This window comes from Kluyvera sp. STS39-E, assembly GCF_040932435.1.
Taxonomy (GTDB): Bacteria; Pseudomonadota; Gammaproteobacteria; order Enterobacterales; family Enterobacteriaceae; genus Kluyvera.
Genome location: NZ_JBFQGA010000008.1, coordinates 96,639 through 115,549, shown reverse-complemented (window position 1 = coordinate 115,549; position 18,911 = coordinate 96,639). Strand labels below are relative to the sequence as shown.

22 protein-coding genes are annotated in these 18,911 nt (G+C 53.0%); 10 read left to right on the top strand and 12 right to left on the bottom strand.

The window, feature by feature from the left end; translation table 11 throughout:
* Positions 1-2: 2 nt before the first annotated feature.
* From AB4K05_RS18355 to AB4K05_RS18315, 9 genes are all read left to right on the top strand, one after another.
* Entirely contained in the window at positions 3-980 is a 978-nt protein-coding gene (locus AB4K05_RS18355) for a hypothetical protein (protein ID WP_368481369.1), read from the top strand.
* 8 nt (positions 981-988) lie between these two features.
* Entirely contained in the window at positions 989-1,291 is a 303-nt protein-coding gene (locus AB4K05_RS18350) for a hypothetical protein (protein ID WP_368481368.1), read from the top strand.
* Positions 1,288-2,109 (top strand): PD-(D/E)XK nuclease-like domain-containing protein, encoded by an 822-nt coding sequence (locus AB4K05_RS18345; protein WP_368481367.1) that lies wholly within the window; start codon positions 1,288-1,290, stop codon positions 2,107-2,109. Before AB4K05_RS18350 ends, AB4K05_RS18345 begins: the two co-directional genes overlap by 4 nt.
* Positions 2,106-3,047, top strand: a complete 942-nt coding sequence (locus tag AB4K05_RS18340) for a RecT family recombinase (protein WP_368481366.1) — start codon at positions 2,106-2,108, stop codon at positions 3,045-3,047. The genes AB4K05_RS18345 and AB4K05_RS18340 overlap by 4 nt, the downstream gene beginning before the upstream one ends.
* Before the next feature lie 48 nt (positions 3,048-3,095).
* A complete protein-coding gene (locus AB4K05_RS18335; protein WP_368481365.1) occupies positions 3,096-3,344 on the top strand; it encodes a helix-turn-helix transcriptional regulator in 249 nt (82 codons plus the stop codon).
* A gap of 109 nt (positions 3,345-3,453) precedes the next feature.
* Entirely contained in the window at positions 3,454-3,753 is a 300-nt protein-coding gene (locus tag AB4K05_RS18330) for a PerC family transcriptional regulator (protein ID WP_368481442.1), read from the top strand.
* Positions 3,746-3,901: a DUF1317 family protein gene (locus AB4K05_RS18325; RefSeq protein ID WP_368481364.1), complete on the top strand. Its 156-nt coding sequence runs from the start codon at positions 3,746-3,748 to the stop codon at positions 3,899-3,901. The genes AB4K05_RS18330 and AB4K05_RS18325 overlap by 8 nt, the downstream gene beginning before the upstream one ends.
* On the top strand, positions 3,901-4,494 hold the full coding sequence (locus tag AB4K05_RS18320; RefSeq protein ID WP_368481363.1) for an MT-A70 family methyltransferase: 594 nt from the start codon (positions 3,901-3,903) through the stop codon (positions 4,492-4,494). The genes AB4K05_RS18325 and AB4K05_RS18320 overlap by 1 nt, the downstream gene beginning before the upstream one ends.
* A complete protein-coding gene (locus AB4K05_RS18315) occupies positions 4,491-4,655 on the top strand; it encodes a hypothetical protein (RefSeq protein ID WP_368481362.1) in 165 nt (54 codons plus the stop codon). The genes AB4K05_RS18320 and AB4K05_RS18315 overlap by 4 nt, the downstream gene beginning before the upstream one ends.
* A gap of 299 nt (positions 4,656-4,954) precedes the next feature.
* Here AB4K05_RS18315 and AB4K05_RS18310 read toward each other — a convergent pair whose 3' ends face one another.
* From AB4K05_RS18310 to guaB, 3 genes are all read right to left on the bottom strand, one after another.
* The gene (locus tag AB4K05_RS18310; RefSeq protein WP_368481361.1) at positions 4,955-6,205 is read right to left on the bottom strand and encodes a tyrosine-type recombinase/integrase; all 1,251 of its coding nucleotides are present in this window, start codon (positions 6,203-6,205) and stop codon (positions 4,955-4,957) included.
* Between the two features lie 191 nt (positions 6,206-6,396).
* Positions 6,397-7,974 carry a glutamine-hydrolyzing GMP synthase gene (guaA, locus tag AB4K05_RS18305; RefSeq protein ID WP_368481360.1) on the bottom strand — a complete coding sequence of 526 codons (1,578 nt, stop codon included), beginning with the start codon at positions 7,972-7,974 and terminating at the stop codon, positions 6,397-6,399.
* 68 nt (positions 7,975-8,042) lie between these two features.
* Positions 8,043-9,509, bottom strand: a complete 1,467-nt coding sequence (gene guaB / locus AB4K05_RS18300) for an IMP dehydrogenase (RefSeq protein ID WP_368481359.1) — start codon at positions 9,507-9,509, stop codon at positions 8,043-8,045.
* 160 nt (positions 9,510-9,669) lie between these two features.
* On the opposite strand from guaB, the gene xseA reads away from it, so the two are divergent.
* Positions 9,670-11,046 (top strand): exodeoxyribonuclease VII large subunit, encoded by a 1,377-nt coding sequence (gene xseA, locus AB4K05_RS18295; protein WP_368481358.1) that lies wholly within the window; start codon positions 9,670-9,672, stop codon positions 11,044-11,046.
* A 39-nt stretch (positions 11,047-11,085) separates the two neighbouring features.
* On the opposite strand, the gene AB4K05_RS18290 is transcribed toward xseA, so the two are convergent.
* The 9 genes from AB4K05_RS18290 to AB4K05_RS18250 all read right to left on the bottom strand — a co-directional run bounded on the left by AB4K05_RS18290 (position 11,086) and on the right by AB4K05_RS18250 (position 18,885).
* On the bottom strand, positions 11,086-11,307 hold the full coding sequence (locus AB4K05_RS18290; RefSeq protein ID WP_368481357.1) for a zinc ribbon domain-containing protein: 222 nt from the start codon (positions 11,305-11,307) through the stop codon (positions 11,086-11,088).
* A 52-nt stretch (positions 11,308-11,359) separates the two neighbouring features.
* Positions 11,360-12,451, bottom strand: coding sequence for a Gfo/Idh/MocA family oxidoreductase (locus AB4K05_RS18285; RefSeq protein ID WP_368481356.1), 1,092 nt, complete (start codon positions 12,449-12,451; stop codon positions 11,360-11,362).
* Between the two features lie 88 nt (positions 12,452-12,539).
* A complete protein-coding gene (metC, locus tag AB4K05_RS18280) occupies positions 12,540-13,721 on the bottom strand; it encodes a cystathionine beta-lyase (protein WP_368481355.1) in 1,182 nt (393 codons plus the stop codon).
* A 221-nt stretch (positions 13,722-13,942) separates the two neighbouring features.
* Positions 13,943-14,188: a YmjA family protein gene (locus AB4K05_RS18275; protein ID WP_368481354.1), complete on the bottom strand. Its 246-nt coding sequence runs from the start codon at positions 14,186-14,188 to the stop codon at positions 13,943-13,945.
* 90 nt (positions 14,189-14,278) lie between these two features.
* A complete protein-coding gene (locus tag AB4K05_RS18270) occupies positions 14,279-14,755 on the bottom strand; it encodes a cold-shock protein (protein WP_368481353.1) in 477 nt (158 codons plus the stop codon).
* Between the two features lie 160 nt (positions 14,756-14,915).
* The gene (locus tag AB4K05_RS18265) at positions 14,916-15,311 is read right to left on the bottom strand and encodes a VOC family protein (RefSeq protein ID WP_368481352.1); all 396 of its coding nucleotides are present in this window, start codon (positions 15,309-15,311) and stop codon (positions 14,916-14,918) included.
* A gap of 99 nt (positions 15,312-15,410) precedes the next feature.
* Positions 15,411-16,889, bottom strand: coding sequence for a ribosome biogenesis GTPase Der (gene der / locus AB4K05_RS18260; RefSeq protein ID WP_368481351.1), 1,479 nt, complete (start codon positions 16,887-16,889; stop codon positions 15,411-15,413).
* Positions 16,890-17,075: 186 nt separating this feature from the next.
* Positions 17,076-18,254 (bottom strand): outer membrane protein assembly factor BamB, encoded by a 1,179-nt coding sequence (gene bamB, locus AB4K05_RS18255; RefSeq protein ID WP_368481350.1) that lies wholly within the window; start codon positions 18,252-18,254, stop codon positions 17,076-17,078.
* Positions 18,255-18,264: 10 nt separating this feature from the next.
* The gene (locus AB4K05_RS18250) at positions 18,265-18,885 is read right to left on the bottom strand and encodes a YfgM family protein (RefSeq protein ID WP_368481349.1); all 621 of its coding nucleotides are present in this window, start codon (positions 18,883-18,885) and stop codon (positions 18,265-18,267) included.
* Positions 18,886-18,911: the final 26 nt, after the last annotated feature.

Sequence of the window (18,911 nt, the reverse complement as noted above, 5' to 3'; positions counted from 1 at the left end):
AAGTGAGTGAATCGAAAGAATTAGTTTTGGTGACACTGCCAGCCGCGGCAGACCTTGAGGCGGCATTCATTAGTGATGATTACATCACAAACCTAATTGCTGACATTCGCCAGAAAGCTTCATCTGTCGTTGGCGACGTAAACACGGTTAAAGGTCGTGGCGTTTATATCAGCATGGCCTCAACCGTTCGCCGCACAAAAACAGTAATTGATGATGCGGGTAAGGCGTTGGTTGCTGAAATGAAAAAACGGCCGGCACTCGTAGATGCAAGTCGCAAAAAGGTGCGCGATGAATTGGATGCACTGGCCGTGGAAATCCGTCGCCCCGCCACTGAGTGGGAAGCAGAGCAAGAACGAATCAAGGCTGAAGAACTGGCACGGATAAAAGCTGAAGAAGAACGAGTGAAATTCGAAGCTGACTACGAAGTTGGCTTGCTGATGAACGAAGCATTCGACCGTGACCAGGCAGATAAAAAAGCTGAAGCGGAGCGCCAGCGTATTGCTCACGAAGAAGAATTGAAGCGTCAGGCAGCTGAGCAGGCCAGGCGTGAAGCAGAAGAAAACGCCGCGCGTGAACGCGTAGAAGCTGCGCGCCGAGAAGCGGAATTAAAGCTAAAGGCAGAGAACGCTGAACGCGATCGCATTGCCGCTGTGCAAAAAGCAGAGGACGAGAAGAAAGCTGCTGCTGAGCTCGCCGAACGTGAAAAGCAGGAAGCTATCGCAGCGGAGAAACGCAAAGCACAGGAAGCAGCAGAAAAGGCGCGTCGTGAAGAAGAGGAAAAAGAAGCAGCACGACTGGCGGAAGAAAAACGCATCGCTGAGGAAACTGCAGCCCGTGCAGCCGACGTCGAACATCGTCGCACGATTAACGCGTCAGCAGTACAGGCGCTGATTGATCAGGGAATACCTGAAGACTGGGCAAAGGCATGTGTTATCGCCATTGCTCGCGGAAAAGTGCCAGCTACAACAATCAAATACTGAGGTGTTTTATGAATATCAAACAATTCAACAACCTGAAAAACATCATCGCGTTATTTGGTTCTGATTATCAGCTGTCTTCAGAGTTGTACGAGCGTCATGTTGAGCTTATCGACGCAGTTTGCGGGTCTGACCTTGATGACACCTTTGAGCGCTCACTACTCCGCGCCGGTGTTCGACCAGAAATACTTGAAGCCGCACGTGAAAGCTGCGAGTTCGATGAGGTCATGTCTTCATTCAAACGTGAGCTTACCGGCATTATCGCGCGCCTTGACCTGGCTGACAAAATCGACAGTGCGAGGGACGCGGCATGAAACCGGGGATTTATTTCGATATCAGCAACGAGGATTACCACGCCGGTGACGGCGTGAGTAAGTCGCAGCTGGATATGGTTGCTCTAAGTCCGTCACTTCTGCAGTGGCAAAAATCGGCGCCAGTAGATACCGAAAAGCTGAAGGCTCTGGATATGGGTACCGCCCTGCACTGCCTGCTGCTGGAGCCGGAAGAATTCGATAAGCGCTTCATTGTGTCTCCACAGTTCAACCGCCGTACTACCGCCGGAAAAGAGGAAGAAGCCGCTTTCCTCCGCGACGTTGATGGAATGGGAATGACGGTTATGGATGCTGAGCAGGGCCGTAAGTTGCAGCTGATGCGCGATAGCACAATGGCACACCCCGCTGCGCGCTGGTTGCTGGAAGCGGAAGGTTTCTGCGAAGCATCGCACTATTGGACGGATCCGGAGACTGGCGAGCTGTGCCGCATTAGACCGGACAAGCGGCTGAAGAATCACCCGGTAATTCTTGATGTGAAAAAAGTGGCCGACATGGAGCGATTCTCGCGCCACATAGATGAGTTCCGTTACCACGTCCAGGACGCTATGTACCGCGAAGGTGCACAGCATACAACCGGGGAGCCACACGGATTCTTCTTCCTGGCGGTGAGCGAAACCATCGACTGCGGTCGTTACCCGGTGCGCGTGTTCGAGCTTGATGCGCCTGACGTTGACGCCGGACACGCACTGTTCCGCCGGGATATTAATACCTATCACCAGTGTCGCCAGTCCGATGAATGGGGCGGCATTGAAACAATTAAACGCCCTGAGTGGGCACGCAAACAGGATATGTACGTATGAGCAACGAAATTACAACCATGAATGCACCAGTAGATACATCTATCGCTGGAACCGCTGCCACCATTTTTAGCCCTGAAGGGTTAAACCAGTTGATGAAGTTTGCCGAGGTCATGGCTCAAAGCCGCGTTACCGTACCGGCTCACCTCGCCGGAAAACCAGCAGATTGTATGGCCGTTGCAATGCAGGCTGCTCAGTGGGGTATGAACCCATTCGCCGTCGCGCAGAAAACTCATGTCGTCAGCGGCACTCTCGGTTATGAGGCCCAGTTGGTAAATGCTGTTATCACCACGATGTCGCCAACGAAAGACCGCATCAACTATGAGTGGTTCGGACCGTGGGAAAATGTGATCGGCAAGTTTGTAGAGAAAACATCTCAGAAGGGAAATACCTACATTGCACCAGCATGGACACTGAAGGATGAAGCGGGATGCGGCGTACGTGTATGGGCGACGATGAAGGGTGAAGGTGAACCACGCATTCTGGAATTGCTCCTGTCTCAAGCCCAAGTACGCAACTCAACTCTTTGGGCGAGCGATCCTAAACAACAGCTTGCTTACCTGGCAACCAAGCGCTGGTCACGCCTGCACTGTCCTGACGTAATCATGGGCGTCTATACCCCTGACGAATTGCAGGAGATGGAGCCACGCGTAGAGCGTGACATCACACCTCAAAGCAGCACCGCAGCTGGGATGAATAACCTGATTAATGCAAAGCCAGAGCAGACGCAGGCGGAAAGACATCAGAAGGTTGATGACCGTGACCCTGAAGAAATTCTGACGGCATTCTCTGGCGCAGCGATGAACTACAACACCGTCGCTGATCTGGATAACGCATACAAATACGTGGCCAAAAAGCTATCAGCTGATGATGACCGTCTTTCTCGCGCCACCGACGTATACACCATCCGCCGCGAAGAACTGAACGAAGTACCCATGTAAACAACACCATCGCGGCGTTACGGCGCCGCACCACTAAGAGAGGTAACTATGAAAGGTGCATTAGGAAGGAAAAAGCTTTTAGCGGTGGTGCCGTTATCAATGAGCACTATCGATCGCATGGAGAAAAATGGGGATTTCCCCAAACGTTGGTACATCACTGATAAACGCTGTGTATGGACTCAGGAAGAAGTTGAAAAGTGGCTTGATGAACGCAGGGCTGCCAGCCCTGACGAGTTCGGCGGAAAAAAGCCACCGGTTGATCAACGCCAGTACCGACCAATGAACACAGCAGCATGACAGCGCTGAAACGATACTGGGAACAGTGGTCAGGATGGGTAGTTTACCTGGCCGCCATATCCGCCTGGCTAATGCTGCTGGCGATTATATTTCGGGAGGGTTGGATACGATGAACCGACTTTCAAAACTGCAGAAGTATCACGAAGACTATGTACCCCAGCGCAGGATTTCAAAAGTTGTTGCCGTTACGCCCGCGGCTCTGGAAATCGAGAAGCAAGCCATTAACCGCGAATTGAAAGGCCAATATAGACTCGCTACCCATCTCTGGCTTCAGTGTATGGATGTCGCGAAAGGTGAAATCGAACGCGCTCGCATAGCTGTTCGCCGTGGGCAATGCATTGATCGTAGCAAAGGGCTACGGTCTGGTGACTACGCTGGTATCTGCTGCCGTGGGGTGGTTTATGACTAACCCACACAGCGACATAACAGTTGGGTTAATCACACTTCGGTATTCAGAGAAACACGGTGGTTGGTTAACACCGGCCAAATTGATTATCAAAAATCCGATTGCCGCACAGAGAGTCGCTGAAAAGCTGAATGATAAAGGGAGTAAATAATGGCCGAGAAGTACACACTTATTTATGCAGACCCCCCTTGGTCATATAGGGATAAGGCAGCTGATGGTGATCGCGGAGCTGGATTTAAGTACCCAGTAATGAGCGTTCTTGATATCTGTCGCCTCCCTGTTTGGGAGCTAGCTGCAGAGGATTGCTTGCTGGCCATGTGGTGGGTGCCTACTCAGCCAGTTGAAGCCCTTAAAGTTGTCGAAGCGTGGGGTTTCCGGCTAATGACCATGAAGGGATTCACCTGGCACAAGACCAACAAGCACAAAGGAAACAGTGCGATTGGCATGGGCCACATGACCAGAGCGAACAGCGAAGACTGCCTGTTTGCGGTGCGCGGAAAACTGCCGGCACGAATGGACGCCTCGATCTGCCAGCATGTCACTGCATCGCGCCTAGAGAACTCACGCAAACCTGACGTAATCCGGGAAAAGCTAGTGCAGTTACTTGGAGACATACCGCGCATCGAGTTATTCGCCCGCCAGTCATCGCATGGCTTCGACGTCTGGGGTAACCAGTGCGAAGGGCCGGCGGTTCAGTTGCTTCCTGGCTTCGTAGTCCCGGCGGTAAGAACGGAGGCTGCGTGAAGCGCGAAGATGCAGAGCAGTACGAAAGAGAGAGCATTGTGCGTGCTGGCACATACCCATCACTAATAGAAATGCTATCTGCAACGATGCGAAACGCACCGCTTGCACCAACTGACAATCAGGGTAAGAAAAAGAATGAGCCTGAAACACAAACTGCCTGAACTACAGAAACGAATTGGTGACGCAGAGCTGGCTGTGTCTGCCGACGAGTATGCTGATCTGCTGATTACACTTTGCCTCTGCATGAAAATGGCTGGCCCGACTCGCTCTAATATACGGGCCTGCTCATTAGCATTGAAGCAACGCCTTGTGACATGTCACAGCCAGAACGCTTTGGATTCAATCCTTAGTAGTTGGGATCCGGTTGGGCAATTTCTTAGCCTTCGCCGGGAGGCTAACCAGGCCGCTGCCGCCCACGGCGATCCGGCTGACGTATTCATTTAACCACAAAGAAACGACATCAACCTTTTTGCATCCATATTTCAAACTTCGACGGGGAGAACGGCACCAGGTCTGTATGCTCCCCGTTAATCCAGGCATCAACCATATCAGCCCACTGCTGCAACATGTATTCACGCTGACGGGCGTACTCAGCTTTGTTATATACCGCACGAACCCCCTTCTGTTCGTGAGCAATAGCCTTCTCTATCCAGTCAGACGGATAACCCGCTTCATGCAGGAGCGTGCTGCCAGTGCGGCGCATGTCATGTACAGTGAAAGGCTGTATTTTTTCTCCGTCCTTGTTGATCGCTTCGACAGTCCTATCGATGAGAGAGTTAAGTGCGGCGTTTGATAATGGTTTTCTGAAGTTATATCGACCAGGTACAAGATATTCACTACCACCTGCACACATCTGCAAGCCAACTAAAAGATCCTGCGCCTGCTTAGACAGGTAAATAACATGCGCACGGCCAGCCTTCATTCTGTCGGCCGGTATAGTCCAGGTCAATTTTTTGAAATCCACCTCATCCCATGTCGCATTGGTGAATTCGCCTTTTCGTACCAGGGTAAGCATAACCAGCTTGAGCGCCATTTTCATAGTGCCCATGGCCCCGACATCATCCAGCGAACGGAAGAACAAGCTGATCTCTTCTGCTCCCAGTGTCCGTTCTCTTGGCTTGAATGTGGCGATCGACGATGGCTTGATGTCAGCAGCCGGATTAAACAGCCCGTGGCCACGGTCATTTGCATACCGGTATACACTGCTAATTATTTCGCGAGCCTGCACCGCAGTAGCGCGCCCACCACGATCAACTATTCTGTCGCACAGGTCACGAACCATCCCCGTGGTTATCTCAGCCATCATCTTGTTGCCAAGTACCGGCATGATGTCGCGTTCAATAACAGCCTGTTTCATTGACCTGGTGCTTTCAGCAAGAACGACGTGTTTCATATAACTGTCGGTATGTACCGCAAATGTCTCAGCGCCACGGATCTTTTTGATACCGTCACGTTTTGCTGCAGCTGGCGACTGGCATGACTTGAGCAGCTTTTTAGCTGCATTGAGTTCTTCACGTGCTTCTGCCAGAGTGATACCGTCACGCCCATACTGACCAATAACCAGGGTCTCGCGGCGTCCGTTGATACGGTAGTCATAGCGGAATGAAACAGATCCTGACGTGAGGACAGCAACGTATAGCCCGTCACGGTCAGAAACCTTATAGAGTTTTTCCTGCGGCTTGAGATTTTTTAGTTTTGTATCGGTAAGCACTTTTCACCCGTATGACATCCATGGTTCGACGGTATGAGAGTATACCTTACAGGTAATACCGTCACATATACCGGCGTAAAAAGTGAGATAGAGTGAATAGATTTGATGTGATATAAAGAAAAACCCTCTGTATTTACAGAGGGTTATGTACTAAATTGAGTAGATATGATGAGCTATGAGGTAGCTGTATATCATTCCCACTCAATCGTCGCCGGTGGCTTACCGCTGATGTCATACACCACGCGGGAAATACCGTTCACTTCGTTGATGATACGGTTGGAGACACGGCCTAAGAAATCATACGGCAGGTGTGCCCAGTGCGCGGTCATAAAGTCGATGGTTTCTACAGCACGCAGGGAAACAACCCAGTCGTACTTGCGGCCATCGCCCATTACGCCCACGGAACGAACCGGCAGGAACACGGTGAATGCCTGGCTTACTTTGTTGTACAGGTCAGCTTTGTGCAGCTCTTCGATGAAGATAGCGTCCGCACGACGCAGCAGGTCGCAGTACTCTTTCTTCACTTCACCCAGCACACGCACGCCCAGACCTGGACCTGGGAACGGGTGACGATAGAGCATGTCGTACGGCAGACCCAGTTCCAGACCGATTTTACGCACTTCGTCTTTGAACAGTTCGCGCAGCGGTTCAACCAGACCCATCTTCATCTCTTTCGGCAGGCCGCCCACGTTGTGGTGAGATTTGATGACGTGTGCTTTACCGGTTGCAGAAGCCGCAGATTCGATAACGTCAGGGTAGATGGTACCCTGCGCCAGCCATTTCACATCTTCCAGCTTCAGCGCTTCTTCGTCGAATACTTCAACGAACACGCGACCGATGATTTTACGTTTCGCTTCCGGATCGTTCTCGCCTTTCAGCGCATCAAGGAAACGCTTCTCGCCTTCGACGTGAACGATGTTCAGGCCAAAGTGGTCACCGAACATGTCCATCACCTGCTCTGCCTCATTCAGGCGCAGCAGGCCGTTGTCGACAAAGACGCAGGTCAGGTTTTTACCAATCGCGCGGTGCAGCAGCATCGCGGTGACGGAAGAGTCAACGCCGCCGGACAGACCAAGGATAACTTTGTCATCGCCAACCTGTTCGCGGATACGCACGATAGCGTCTTCGATGATTTTATCCGCAGTCCACAGCGCTTCGCACTGGCAGATATCGCGGACAAAACGTTCCAGCATACGCAGACCCTGACGAGTGTGGGTCACTTCCGGGTGGAACTGCACGCCGTAGAAGCGTTTTTCTTCGTTCGCCATAATCGCAAACGGGCAGGTTTCAGTGCTGGCAACGGTCACGAAGTCAGACGGGATCGCCGTGACTTTATCGCCGTGGCTCATCCACACGTCCAGCAGCGGTTTGCCGTCGGCGGTCAGAGAATCTTCAATACCGCGGATCAGAGCACTATCGGTTTTCACTTCAACCTGAGCGTAACCAAACTCGCGCTCGCTGGAGCTTTCAACGTGGCCACCCAGCTGCATCGCCATGGTCTGCATGCCATAACAAACGCCGAATACCGGTACGCCTGCTTCAAACACGTATTGCGGTGCGCGCGGGCTGTTGGCTTCGGTGGTGCTTTCCGGGCCGCCGGAGAGAATGATGCCGCTCGGATTGAACTCACGGATTTGTGCTTCAGTAACATCCCAAGCCCACAGCTCACAGTAGACGCCCAGTTCACGTACGCGACGTGCCACCAGCTGCGTGTACTGCGATCCGAAATCAAGGATGAGAATGCGATGTTTATGAATATTATCAGTCATTTGACGTTAATTCCGAGGCAAGTGAAACAATAACAAAACGCCCGGTGAAAACCGGGCGCGGAAACTTATCAGGAGCCCATGCGGTAGTTCGGGGACTCTTTGGTGATGGTCACATCGTGGACGTGGCTTTCCTGGATACCCGCACCGCTGATGCGTACAAATTCAGCCTTCGTACGCAGCTCGTCAATAGTACCACAGCCGGTCAGACCCATACAGGAGCGCAGGCCGCCCATCTGCTGGTGAATGATCTCTTTCAGACGACCTTTGTAAGCCACGCGACCTTCGATACCTTCCGGTACCAGTTTGTCAGCGGCGTTATCGCTCTGGAAGTAACGGTCAGAAGAACCTTTGGACATCGCGCCCAGAGAACCCATCCCACGGTAGGATTTGTAAGAACGGCCCTGGAACAGTTCGATTTCGCCCGGAGATTCTTCGGTACCTGCCAGCATGGAGCCAACCATAACAACAGCGGCGCCCGCGGCGATAGCCTTAGCGATGTCGCCGGAGAAGCGGATACCGCCATCGGCGATAACCGGAATACCGGTACCTTCCAGCGCTTCAACCGCATCGGAGACGGCAGTAATCTGCGGTACACCTACGCCGGTGACGATACGGGTAGTACAGATGGAGCCAGGGCCGATACCGACTTTGACCGCGCTGCAACCTGCTTCAGCCAGTGCGCGAGCACCTGCACCGGTCGCCACGTTGCCACCGATGATTTGCAGATCAGGATATTTAGCGCGGGTTTCGCGAATACGCTGCAGAACGCCTTCAGAGTGACCGTGAGAGGAGTCAATCAGCAGCACGTCAACGCCTGCGGCAACCAGCGCATCAACACGCTCTTCGTTACCAGCGCCCGCGCCAACCGCTGCACCAACGCGCAGACGCCCCTGCTCATCTTTACAAGCGTTAGGTTTACGCTCGGCTTTTTTGAAGTCTTTAACGGTGATCATGCCCAGCAGGTGGAAACTTGGATCAACCACCAGCGCTTTTTCCACGCGGCGTTCGTGCATCTTCGCAAAGACCACGTCACGCGCTTCACCTTCGCGTACGGTTACCAGGCGATCTTTCGGGGTCATGTAAACGCTAACCGGTTGGTTCAGGTCGGTCACGAAACGAACGTCACGACCGGTAATGATACCGACCAGTTCGTTATCTTCGGTCACTACCGGATAACCCGCGAAGCCGTTACGCTCGGTCAGCGCTTTGACTTCGTGCAGTGTAGTGGTTGGCAGAACGGTCTGCGGGTCGGTCACGACGCCGGATTCGTGTTTCTTCACGCGGCGAACTTCTTCCGCCTGGCGCTCAATGGACATGTTTTTGTGGATAAAACCGATGCCGCCTTCCTGTGCCAGTGCAATTGCAAGGCGCGCTTCAGTCACGGTATCCATTGCCGCAGAGAGCATAGGAATGTTCAGGCGAATCGTTTTGGTCAGCTGAGTGCCAAGATCGGCTGTGTTCGGCAGAACGGTAGAATGAGCGGGAACGAGGAGGACGTCGTCAAACGTCAGGGCTTCTTTTGCGATACGTAGCATGGGCAATATCTCACCTGGGAGGTTAATAAATATTGCCGCGGCATTATACAGAGCGTAAGCGATTGCATCTACACTTTTTTGCAAAAAATGCTTGCGATCGTATGCGGGCAGGTTACTATCGACTGAATAACCTGCTGATTTAGAATTTGATCTCGCTCACATGTTACCCTCAAAAAGCCCCTCAATTTTTACCGTTAGCCGCCTGAATCAGACGGTACGTCTGCTGCTCGAGCAAGAGATGGGGCAAGTGTGGATAAGCGGCGAGATTTCCAACTTTACCCAGCCCTCCTCCGGCCATTGGTATTTCACCTTAAAAGACGATAACGCCCAGGTGCGCTGCGCGATGTTCCGCAACAGCAACCGCCGCGTCACGTTCCGGCCGCAGCATGGGCAGCAAGTGCTGGTACGCGCCAACATTACGCTGTATGAGCCGCGCGGCGACTACCAGATTATTGTCGAGAGCATGCAGCCGGCGGGCGAAGGCCTGCTACAGCAAAAATATGAACTGCTAAAAGCTAAGCTGCAGGCTGAAGGGCTTTTCGATCAACAGTTTAAACAACCGCTTCCTTCCCCAGCCCACTGCATTGGGATCATCACCTCGAAAACCGGGGCCGCGCTGCACGATATTCTCCACGTACTCAAACGCCGCGATCCTTCTTTGCCGGTAGTGATTTACCCTACCGCTGTTCAGGGCGATGATGCGCCGGGCCAGATCGTTCGCGCCATTGAATTGGCAAACGCCCGCAATGAATGTGATGTGCTGATAGTCGGGCGCGGCGGCGGTTCACTAGAAGATCTTTGGAGCTTCAACGACGAACGCGTGGCGCGAGCCATTTTTGCCAGCCGCATTCCCGTCGTCAGCGCCGTCGGTCATGAAACCGACGTGACTATTGCTGATTTTGTTGGCGACCTACGCGCACCGACGCCGTCTGCCGCCGCAGAAATTGTCAGCCGTAACCAGCAAGAACTGTTGCGCCAGATCCAATCCGTACAGCAACGCTTGGGTATGGCGATGGATTACTATCTCGCCAACCGCAGCCGCCGTTTCACGCAAATGTTCCACCGTCTCCAACAACAGCATCCTCAGCTACGTCTGGCGCGCCAGCAAACGACGCTAGAGCGCTTACGTCAACGCATGAGCTTTGCGCTGGAAAACCAAATCAAGCAGGCCAACCAGCGCCAGCAGCGTGTGCTACAGCGGCTGAATCAACAAAATCCACAGCCGCGTATTCATCGTGGGCAGTCGCGCATTCAGCAGTTGGAATATCGTCTGACGGAAAATATCCGCACCCGCCTTAGTGAACAGCGCGAACGTTTCGGTATGGCCGTTACGCATCTGGAGGCCGTCAGTCCATTGGCGACATTGGCGCGCGGCTACAGCGTCACCACCGCCAGCGATGGCAAAGTGCTGAAACAGACGAAACAGGTGAAAGCGGGTGAGCTATTAACAACCCGCCTAGCGGATGGCTGGGTGGAGAGTGAAATCAAAACCATAACGGCTGAAAAGAAAACCCGCGCGCGGAAAAAAACGGCCTAATTTTGCAATAAAAAACCAAGCCGTTACTTCCGGTCGTGATTATTCACCGACCGGCACCCATTCCACCCGTTTTTTCGACACCAGCCCGTGTCCGTTTTGGCACAGATAATCTACCGCGCCACAGGCCTTTAATACTTCCAGCGGTTTGTGGCACTCCGGACAGCGCGCTTCAAGAGTGAATTCTTTCTCGCAGCTCTCACAACGAGCGTGATTTCCCTGCACTTCCAGCGACGCCTGACAAGTTGGGCAGATGAATTCCATAGCGACTCCTTACCTTCAGTTTTGGTGCCGATATTTTACCACGCCTCACACCTCAGTGTGCGCCGCGCAGCTGTTGTTGAAGCTGTAATAGCAGCTCAACTTCTGCCATTCGCCGCTGGGTCAGTTTCGCCACCTCGTCCGGCGCACGGGCAAAAAGGCTCTGCGCACCAAAGATATGTTCACCGAGACAATGGGCGTAAATCGCGCCCTCTCGCGTCCAACTGACGGTGCTATCACCGGTGAGCAACTCAACCCGTTCGCCGCCGGAGAAGCGACTCTGGCTTATGATCCGTCCATCACGCAGAAAGATGCGTATCCCCTTGCGCTCGACGCCCGGCCCGGCATATTTATTGAGCCACAGATTAACCGGCAGCCCAGCAAGCGTTCCCTGTAGGTGCGCCTCACCTTCTGCCGTTTGCACATCGCCGGTGACGATAGACCTTCCCAAGCGATCTTTTGCCTGCCGCACGCAAAGGCTAAGCTCATCGCTACCGCCAAGATAACGCACCGTTTCACGCATCATCGCCAATACATGGGTGCCGACATCAAGGATCACGCCGTCCGGATGACGTAGCTGCCGGGTATCGGGTTCACCGGTAGCAAAATTGAGGGCCATCGGTTCACCCGCGGCGTTAAATCCGCTCGGTTCTAACAAGAAGCCATCAATGCCGACAATATCGTCAAAACTCGCGACCGGCGGTGTAGCCAGTTGCACCTGATTTTCTGCCCGCCAGCGAGCATCCATGTTGCCCTGTGCAAGGCATCGTGCGCCATCTCGCGCCATCCAGTGGTCCAGCGCCAGCACGCGTCGCGCATTTTCAGGCAGCGAGAGAAGTTCACGCAGGCGGCTAATTTGGGCTGTTGTGGCAACGATAGGTTTTTCCACGACGATACGCGGTATTGAGGAAGCCAGCACAGCTTCCAACACCGACAAATGCTGAAGAGATGCCGTGGTAATACATAGCGTATCGATGGGCTGCGCCAGCAGCGCGGCGAGTGATTCACAGCGGGTCACCCCGGGCAGCATACGATCCCGATTCAGGTCATAGCCCCATAGGCCGGATACCGGTAAGGACAGCCGCTGTAGCGCGGGAAGCCAAGCCGTTTCAACCACGGCGCCCAGCCCAACAAAACCAATATTCATAATCTCTGACTCACAATTAAAAAGTGGTATCACAGATTATTATGCGTTACGCGCCATCGCGCCGTCTTGCGCACGATGGCCTATTGCATCACAACAGCGAACGCAGTCGGTCAAATCCCTGAGCCAGGTCAGCTTTCAGATCATCTAAATCTTCCAGACCGATTTGCACACGCAGCGTTAGTCCACCAGGCTGCCAGTTCGTTGCCGTGCGGTAGTCGGCGCAGTTAAACGGGATAATCAGGCTTTCGAAGCCGCCCCATGAATACCCCATGCCAAAGATGCCCATATTATCAAGCATCTTCGCGACCCCCGCTTTGGTGAACTCCGGCTTAAGCACAAACGAGAACAGCCCAGAAGAACCGCTAAAATCACGCTTCCAAATCTCATGCCCTGGACACTCCGGCAGCGCGGGATGCAGAACTTTCAGCACCTCCGGGCGCGACTTCAGCCAGTGAGCTATTTCTAGACCGCGTTTTTCTGCCTCTTTGAGTCTGATATGCAGGGTTCGCAGACCGCGCAGCGCGAGAAAGCAGTCTTCAGCCCCCGGTAGCATCGCCATGAGATCATAGGTTTTTCGTAGCGCGGGCCACCACGCTTCATTGGCCGATACCAGCCCCATGAGCAGATCAGAATGACCGCCAAGATATTTAGTGCCAGCTTCAAGCGAAAGATCGCAGCCGTGTTCATGGGCGCGGAAGAAAATAGGGGTCGCCCAAGTGTTATCAATAATCGTGGTCACCGCATGTGCTTTAGCCACCCGGGTCATCGCTGGGACATCCTGAATCTCAAAGCTTTGCGAACCCGGAGACTCAAGAAACAGCGTGGTGGTATTGGGCCGGAATAGTGACTCAATTCCCGCGCCAATACGCGGATCGTAGTAGGTGGTCTCAATCCCCATTTTCGCCAGCATACCAGCACAAAAATTACGCGTTGGCCGGTAGACGCTATCCGGCATCAGCAGGTGATCGCCGGATTTAAGCGTCGTCAGCAGCGAAAGTGCTATCGCCCCGAGCCCGGATGGTGAAAGCACCGTTCCTGCGGCCCCTGCTAAGGCGCTCCAAGCATTTTCTAGGCTGGCAATGGTCGGCGTGCCCATGGTGCCGTAATTAAATTCGGCGCGATTGTGCTCGAGATCGTCAACCGTTGGGAAAATGACCGTCGAACCACGATAAACCGGGGCGTTCACAAACCCCGACTGCTTTGATACATCCCGGCCTAGCTGGGTGATTTGCGTGCTGATGTTAAAATCGGAGGTGGAGCGGTGACCCATAAATTACCTCTTAAATTTCAGCGAGATTTTATAGTCGTCCCCGTCATCTGGGGCACTTCGCGGCAAAAGGATAACTATCCTGCGTTAGGTGTAGCGAAGTCAACGTGCGTTTGCATTGGCGATGGTGCTATCGGGATAACGCGGCTGTGGTAGGCAGATAAGAAGCCCGGCGACGTACAAAAGGCCGCAGGGGCTTTTGGGTAAAAACGCGAGGGATAACGTTATTCGTTGCCCCATTGATTTAGGAAGTTCGCAATCTCATCGATACGCTGTTCTTCGATGCCCGCTTCACGGGCCATCTCTTGCTGCGCTTCTTCACTGATTTCTTCGTTGTTCATTAAACGGGTCAGCAGCAGTTCGAAATAGTGCGCTAACGCATCGCGTTCTGAATCGTTCACCGGTTTCGCGCATTCCGTCGCGTACTCGTCGGCGATATCATAATATTTGATAGGTGCTACATGACTCATAAATTTCTCCCCTGATTCATATCTACGTCAATTGCCGACAACGGTGCCACCATCAACAAAAGAGCCGGCACCGGATCGGTCCGAATGATTTCAGACCTTCAGCATTTTTATCGTGGCATCAATATCGATTTCATCTTCCGTGAAGATTAACGTTGCGCCTTGGAAGGTGGTAATCGCCAACTTTTTCAGCGAGCGCATTTCGCCCGGCTTTGCCGCCGATTTTGGTCGGATGCTGCTCATCAGCGCCCCAACGGACAGCACTGCGTTTTCTTTATCGATTCGGGTATCCGCAGGGACTTCTTCGCTGTAAACCAGATACGATTTAATCGCCGTGAGTTTAAGACGCTCGCCCGCGATATAGATATATTTGCTTTCCGGTATCACTTTCACCGCATATGCCGACAGACCTTTATTGTTGGTCGTCGGTTCGAAAGTGACCAGTGCATCTTTTTTAATCAATTCAGGGTTGGCAACCTTAATCACATGAAAATAGCGGTTATCACCGTTTTCATCTTTGATAAATCCAAAACCTTTATCTTCAAACCAGGTTGTGATCGTTCCGTTCATCGCCGTTACCGCCTACTTAATCGTTAATCTACTCAGTTTTTGCAGCGCGCAGTGTAAAGCACAATGCCCGTACAGACCATGTCTTTGGTATAAGTCTGGACGATAAATTTCAGCTATGCGAGAGGCCGCGTTATGCAGCGTGGAAAAATGCCTGACCACGTTACGCATTCTGATAGAGATCCCAGCGGTTACCGTAGAGATCCTCAAAAACGACAACGGTGCCATATTCCTCCTCACGCGGTTCTTCGCAGAAATGGACGCCTTTTGATTTCATCTCGCCGTAATCGCGCCAGAAGTCATCGGTTTGCAGGAATAAAAACACCCTACCGCCGCACTGGTTACCAATAAAATCCGTTTGTCGGTCATTTGACGCGCGGGCCAGCAAAAGACGGCAGTCGCTATCCGGATTTGGCGTTACCACCACCCAGCGCTTCCCCGGCTGCGGCGTATCTTCCACGAGGGTAAAGCCTAGTTTGTCGGTGTAATACGCAATGGCGCGGTCGTAATCATCAACCACAATGGCGATATGCCCCAAGCATCGTTTCTGCGTTCTCATGTTCTGCTCCGTTAGGATTTAGATTGCTGATTATGCCCCATTTGCCAATAAAAAAGCCCGCATAGCGGGCTTCTTGTTCAGCGCTAGACCTACGGCCTATTACTTGCTCTTCTTGATGTGTTTCATCAAGCGCTGGCGCTTACGCATCTGAGTTGGCGTCAACGTATTGCGTTTGTTCGCATACGGGTTCTCCCCTTCCTTGAACTGGATACGGATAGGCGTGCCCATGACGTCCAGAGACTTACGGAAGTAGTTCATCAGATAGCGCTTGTAGGAATCCGGCAGGTCTTTCACCTGGTTGCCATGGATAACCACAATTGGTGGATTATAACCACCGGCGTGGGCATATTTCAGTTTCACGCGACGACCACGAACCAGAGGCGGCTGGTGATCTTCTGACGCCATCGTCATGATACGAGTCAGCATCGCCGTGCCTACGCGACGGGTCGAGCTGTCATATGCTTCACGAATAGATTCGAACAGGTTACCTACGCCGCTACCGTGCAGAGCAGAGATAAAGTGCACGCGCGCAAAGTCGATAAAGCCCAGACGGTAATCCAGGGTCTCTTTCACCTGCTCTTTCACTTCCATGCTCAGGCCGTCCCACTTGTTGACGACAATAACAAGTGAGCGCCCACTATTGAGGATAAAGCCCAACAGTGACAGGTCTTGGTCGGAGATACCTTCACGGGCATCAATAACCAGCAGGCAGACGTTAGCATCTTCAATGGCTTGCAGCGTTTTGATAACCGAGAATTTTTCGACTGTTTCCGTAATTTTGCCGCGTTTACGTACACCCGCGGTGTCGATAAGAACGTATTCACGCTCATCGCGTTCCATCGGGATGTAGATACTGTCACGGGTCGTACCCGGCATATCGTAAACCACCACACGGTCTTCGCCGAGGATACGGTTAGTCAGCGTTGACTTACCGACATTAGGGCGACCTACGATAGCGATTTTGATCGGCAGATCCTGCGGGTTGAAGTCATCTTCTGGCTCTTCAACTTCACCGCCGTTCTGCTCGGCTTCAAATTTCGCCCAGTACTCGGCGTCTTCGTCCACTTCTTCCGGTGGGTTGACATCGTCAACGAACGGCAGCAGAACGGTCTCCAGCAGCGTGGTCACGCCGCGCCCGTGAGAGGCCGCAATGGCGTGGATCTCACCGAGGCCCAGTGACCAGAAGTCAGCCACTGCCTGATCAGGGTCAATCCCGTCCGTTTTGTTCGCCACCAGGAAGGTTGGCTTTTCACGCGAACGCAGATGCTTGGCGATACCTTCGTCCGCCGGCATCAGCCCCGCACGTGCATCAACCATAAACAGTACGACGTCAGCTTCTTCAATCGCCAGCAGCGACTGTTCCGCCATGCGCGTTTCCACGCCTTCTTCCGTACCATCGATACCGCCGGTATCGATACAGATAAACTCACGCCCTTCAACTTCAGCACGACCGTATTTACGGTCACGAGTCAGACCCGGGAAATCCGCAACCAGCGCGTCACGAGTGCGCGTCAGGCGGTTAAAGAGCGTGGATTTTCCGACATTAGGGCGCCCGACAAGCGCGACCACAGGAACCATGTTAAAGCCTCATATACTCAAAATTTGTGACAATTTGCTTTGCCGGGTGGCACTTCATTTATCCCAGCCTACAGAGATATTGTAGGTCCGATAAACGCCGCCAGCGGGCAAAAAATTGGTGCTAATACAAATAGCAAACGGCCCCTGACTAAACAGGAGCCGTCCATCGCTGAAAAACTACAGACGTTAACGCGTAATCGCGTAAACCGTACCGTCTTTCGCCTGAATCAGCAGTTTACCATCAGCAACAACCGGTTCCGTCAGGAAGCCAGAGCTGTCAACTTTCTGCTGAGCAACAAAGCGCCCATCTTCTGGATTGATCCAGTGCATGTAGCCTTCGCTATCGCCCACCACAAGGCTACCGTTATACAGCGCCGGGGCCGTCAGCAGACGGTGCAGCAGATCGCTTTGCGTCCACAGCGTTACGCCACCGTCGGTGGTCAACGCCAGAATGCGGTCGTTCTGATCAGCAATGTAGATACGGTTGCCGTCAACGATGAAATCATTCACCGAACCCAGCTCGCGTTTCCACAGAATCTGACCGCTGCGTAGATCCAACGCGGTCAGGTTACCATTGTAGGCTAATGCGTAAACAACGCCATTCACGATAACCGGCGTGGTATCAACATCACTCAGACGGTCAATTTCGGTGGTGCCGGTCGCCTGGGAAATACGCTGCTGCCAGATAAGCTGGCCCTGCTGCATCAATACCGCGCTAACACGACCGTTATCGCCGCCCACAATGGCTGCGCCAAAGGCAACGGCAGGTGCAGATTCACCGCGCAAGGAAAGCGCAGGCATATCCAAGTTCACCGTCCATTTCACGACGCCGCTGTTTTCATCCAATGCCTGCAGCTGGCCGTTGCTGGTATGTACCAGAACCAGACCATCGCTTGCGGTTGGACGAGACAGCACTTCGCCAGCAGCAGTTGTCTGCCAGACGATAGAACCGTCACCGGCATCCAGCGCATAAACCTGTGCTTTTTCACTGCCGACATAAACGTGACCGCCCGCGACGGTCAGGCCGCCTGACAGCAGTGCCGGTTTACGGCTGAACCAACCGTCTTTTTCCGCCAGGTTCACGGACCATACTTCTTTGCCATCGTCAGCGTTGACCGCTTTCACGGTGCCTTTACGATCGGCTGCATAGACGACGCTGTCGGCATAAGCAGGATGCAGGTTCGAGTAGAAGTCACCGATACCGCCACCGACGGAAACATTCCACGCGGTAGAAGGCGTGAACTGATTTTCTACGGTTGGCAGAGGAGACATTTTAACCACATCTTCTTCGCCACTGAATAACGAACAACCACTCAACAGAGTGACAGAAAGCAGTCCTGGCAAAAGTAATTTACGCAATTGCATCGGGTCCCTCTCAAACGGACAAATTATTAATTTTCATGCGCATCATTTCGCTCAGCGCTGGCGAAACATCGCTCTTAGCGCCAGCTTCCCACGCCGTACGAGCACCCTGTTTGTCACCTTTACTAAGCAGGATTTCTCCGCGTAAATCAGCAACAATCGCCGTCCAACCTTCACCTTTTACGCCTTCCAGCGTTTTCAGCGCCACGTCAGCCTGCTTCATCTGCAGTTGAACACGTGCCAGGCGTAGATTAATGACGGACTTCAGGTTCTCATCAGATGCAGCGGCTAGCCCCTGCTGCAGCTGTTTTTCCGCCTGAGCCAGATCGTTTTTATCAACAAAAGCCTGCGCCAGTTCCAGAGAAGCAAATGCACCGTAGGTGTTTTTAGTCTCAGCGGCAAACTTCTGCGCGGAGGCCAATGCTTCTGGTTTCCCTGAGGCCAGAGAAGAAACGGCATTTTCATAAGCCATGGATGATTCCCTGGCCGAGTCTACCTGATGAGAATTCCAGTAGCGCCAGCCAACCAGCGCCCCGATCCCCAAAATCACCCCAACGACCAGCGCTTTGCCATTTTCAGCAAAGAAGCGTTTGATCGCATCAACCTGGTCATTTTCGTTATTGTAAATTTCCACGCAGCCCTTCTCCTGATAATGATGTT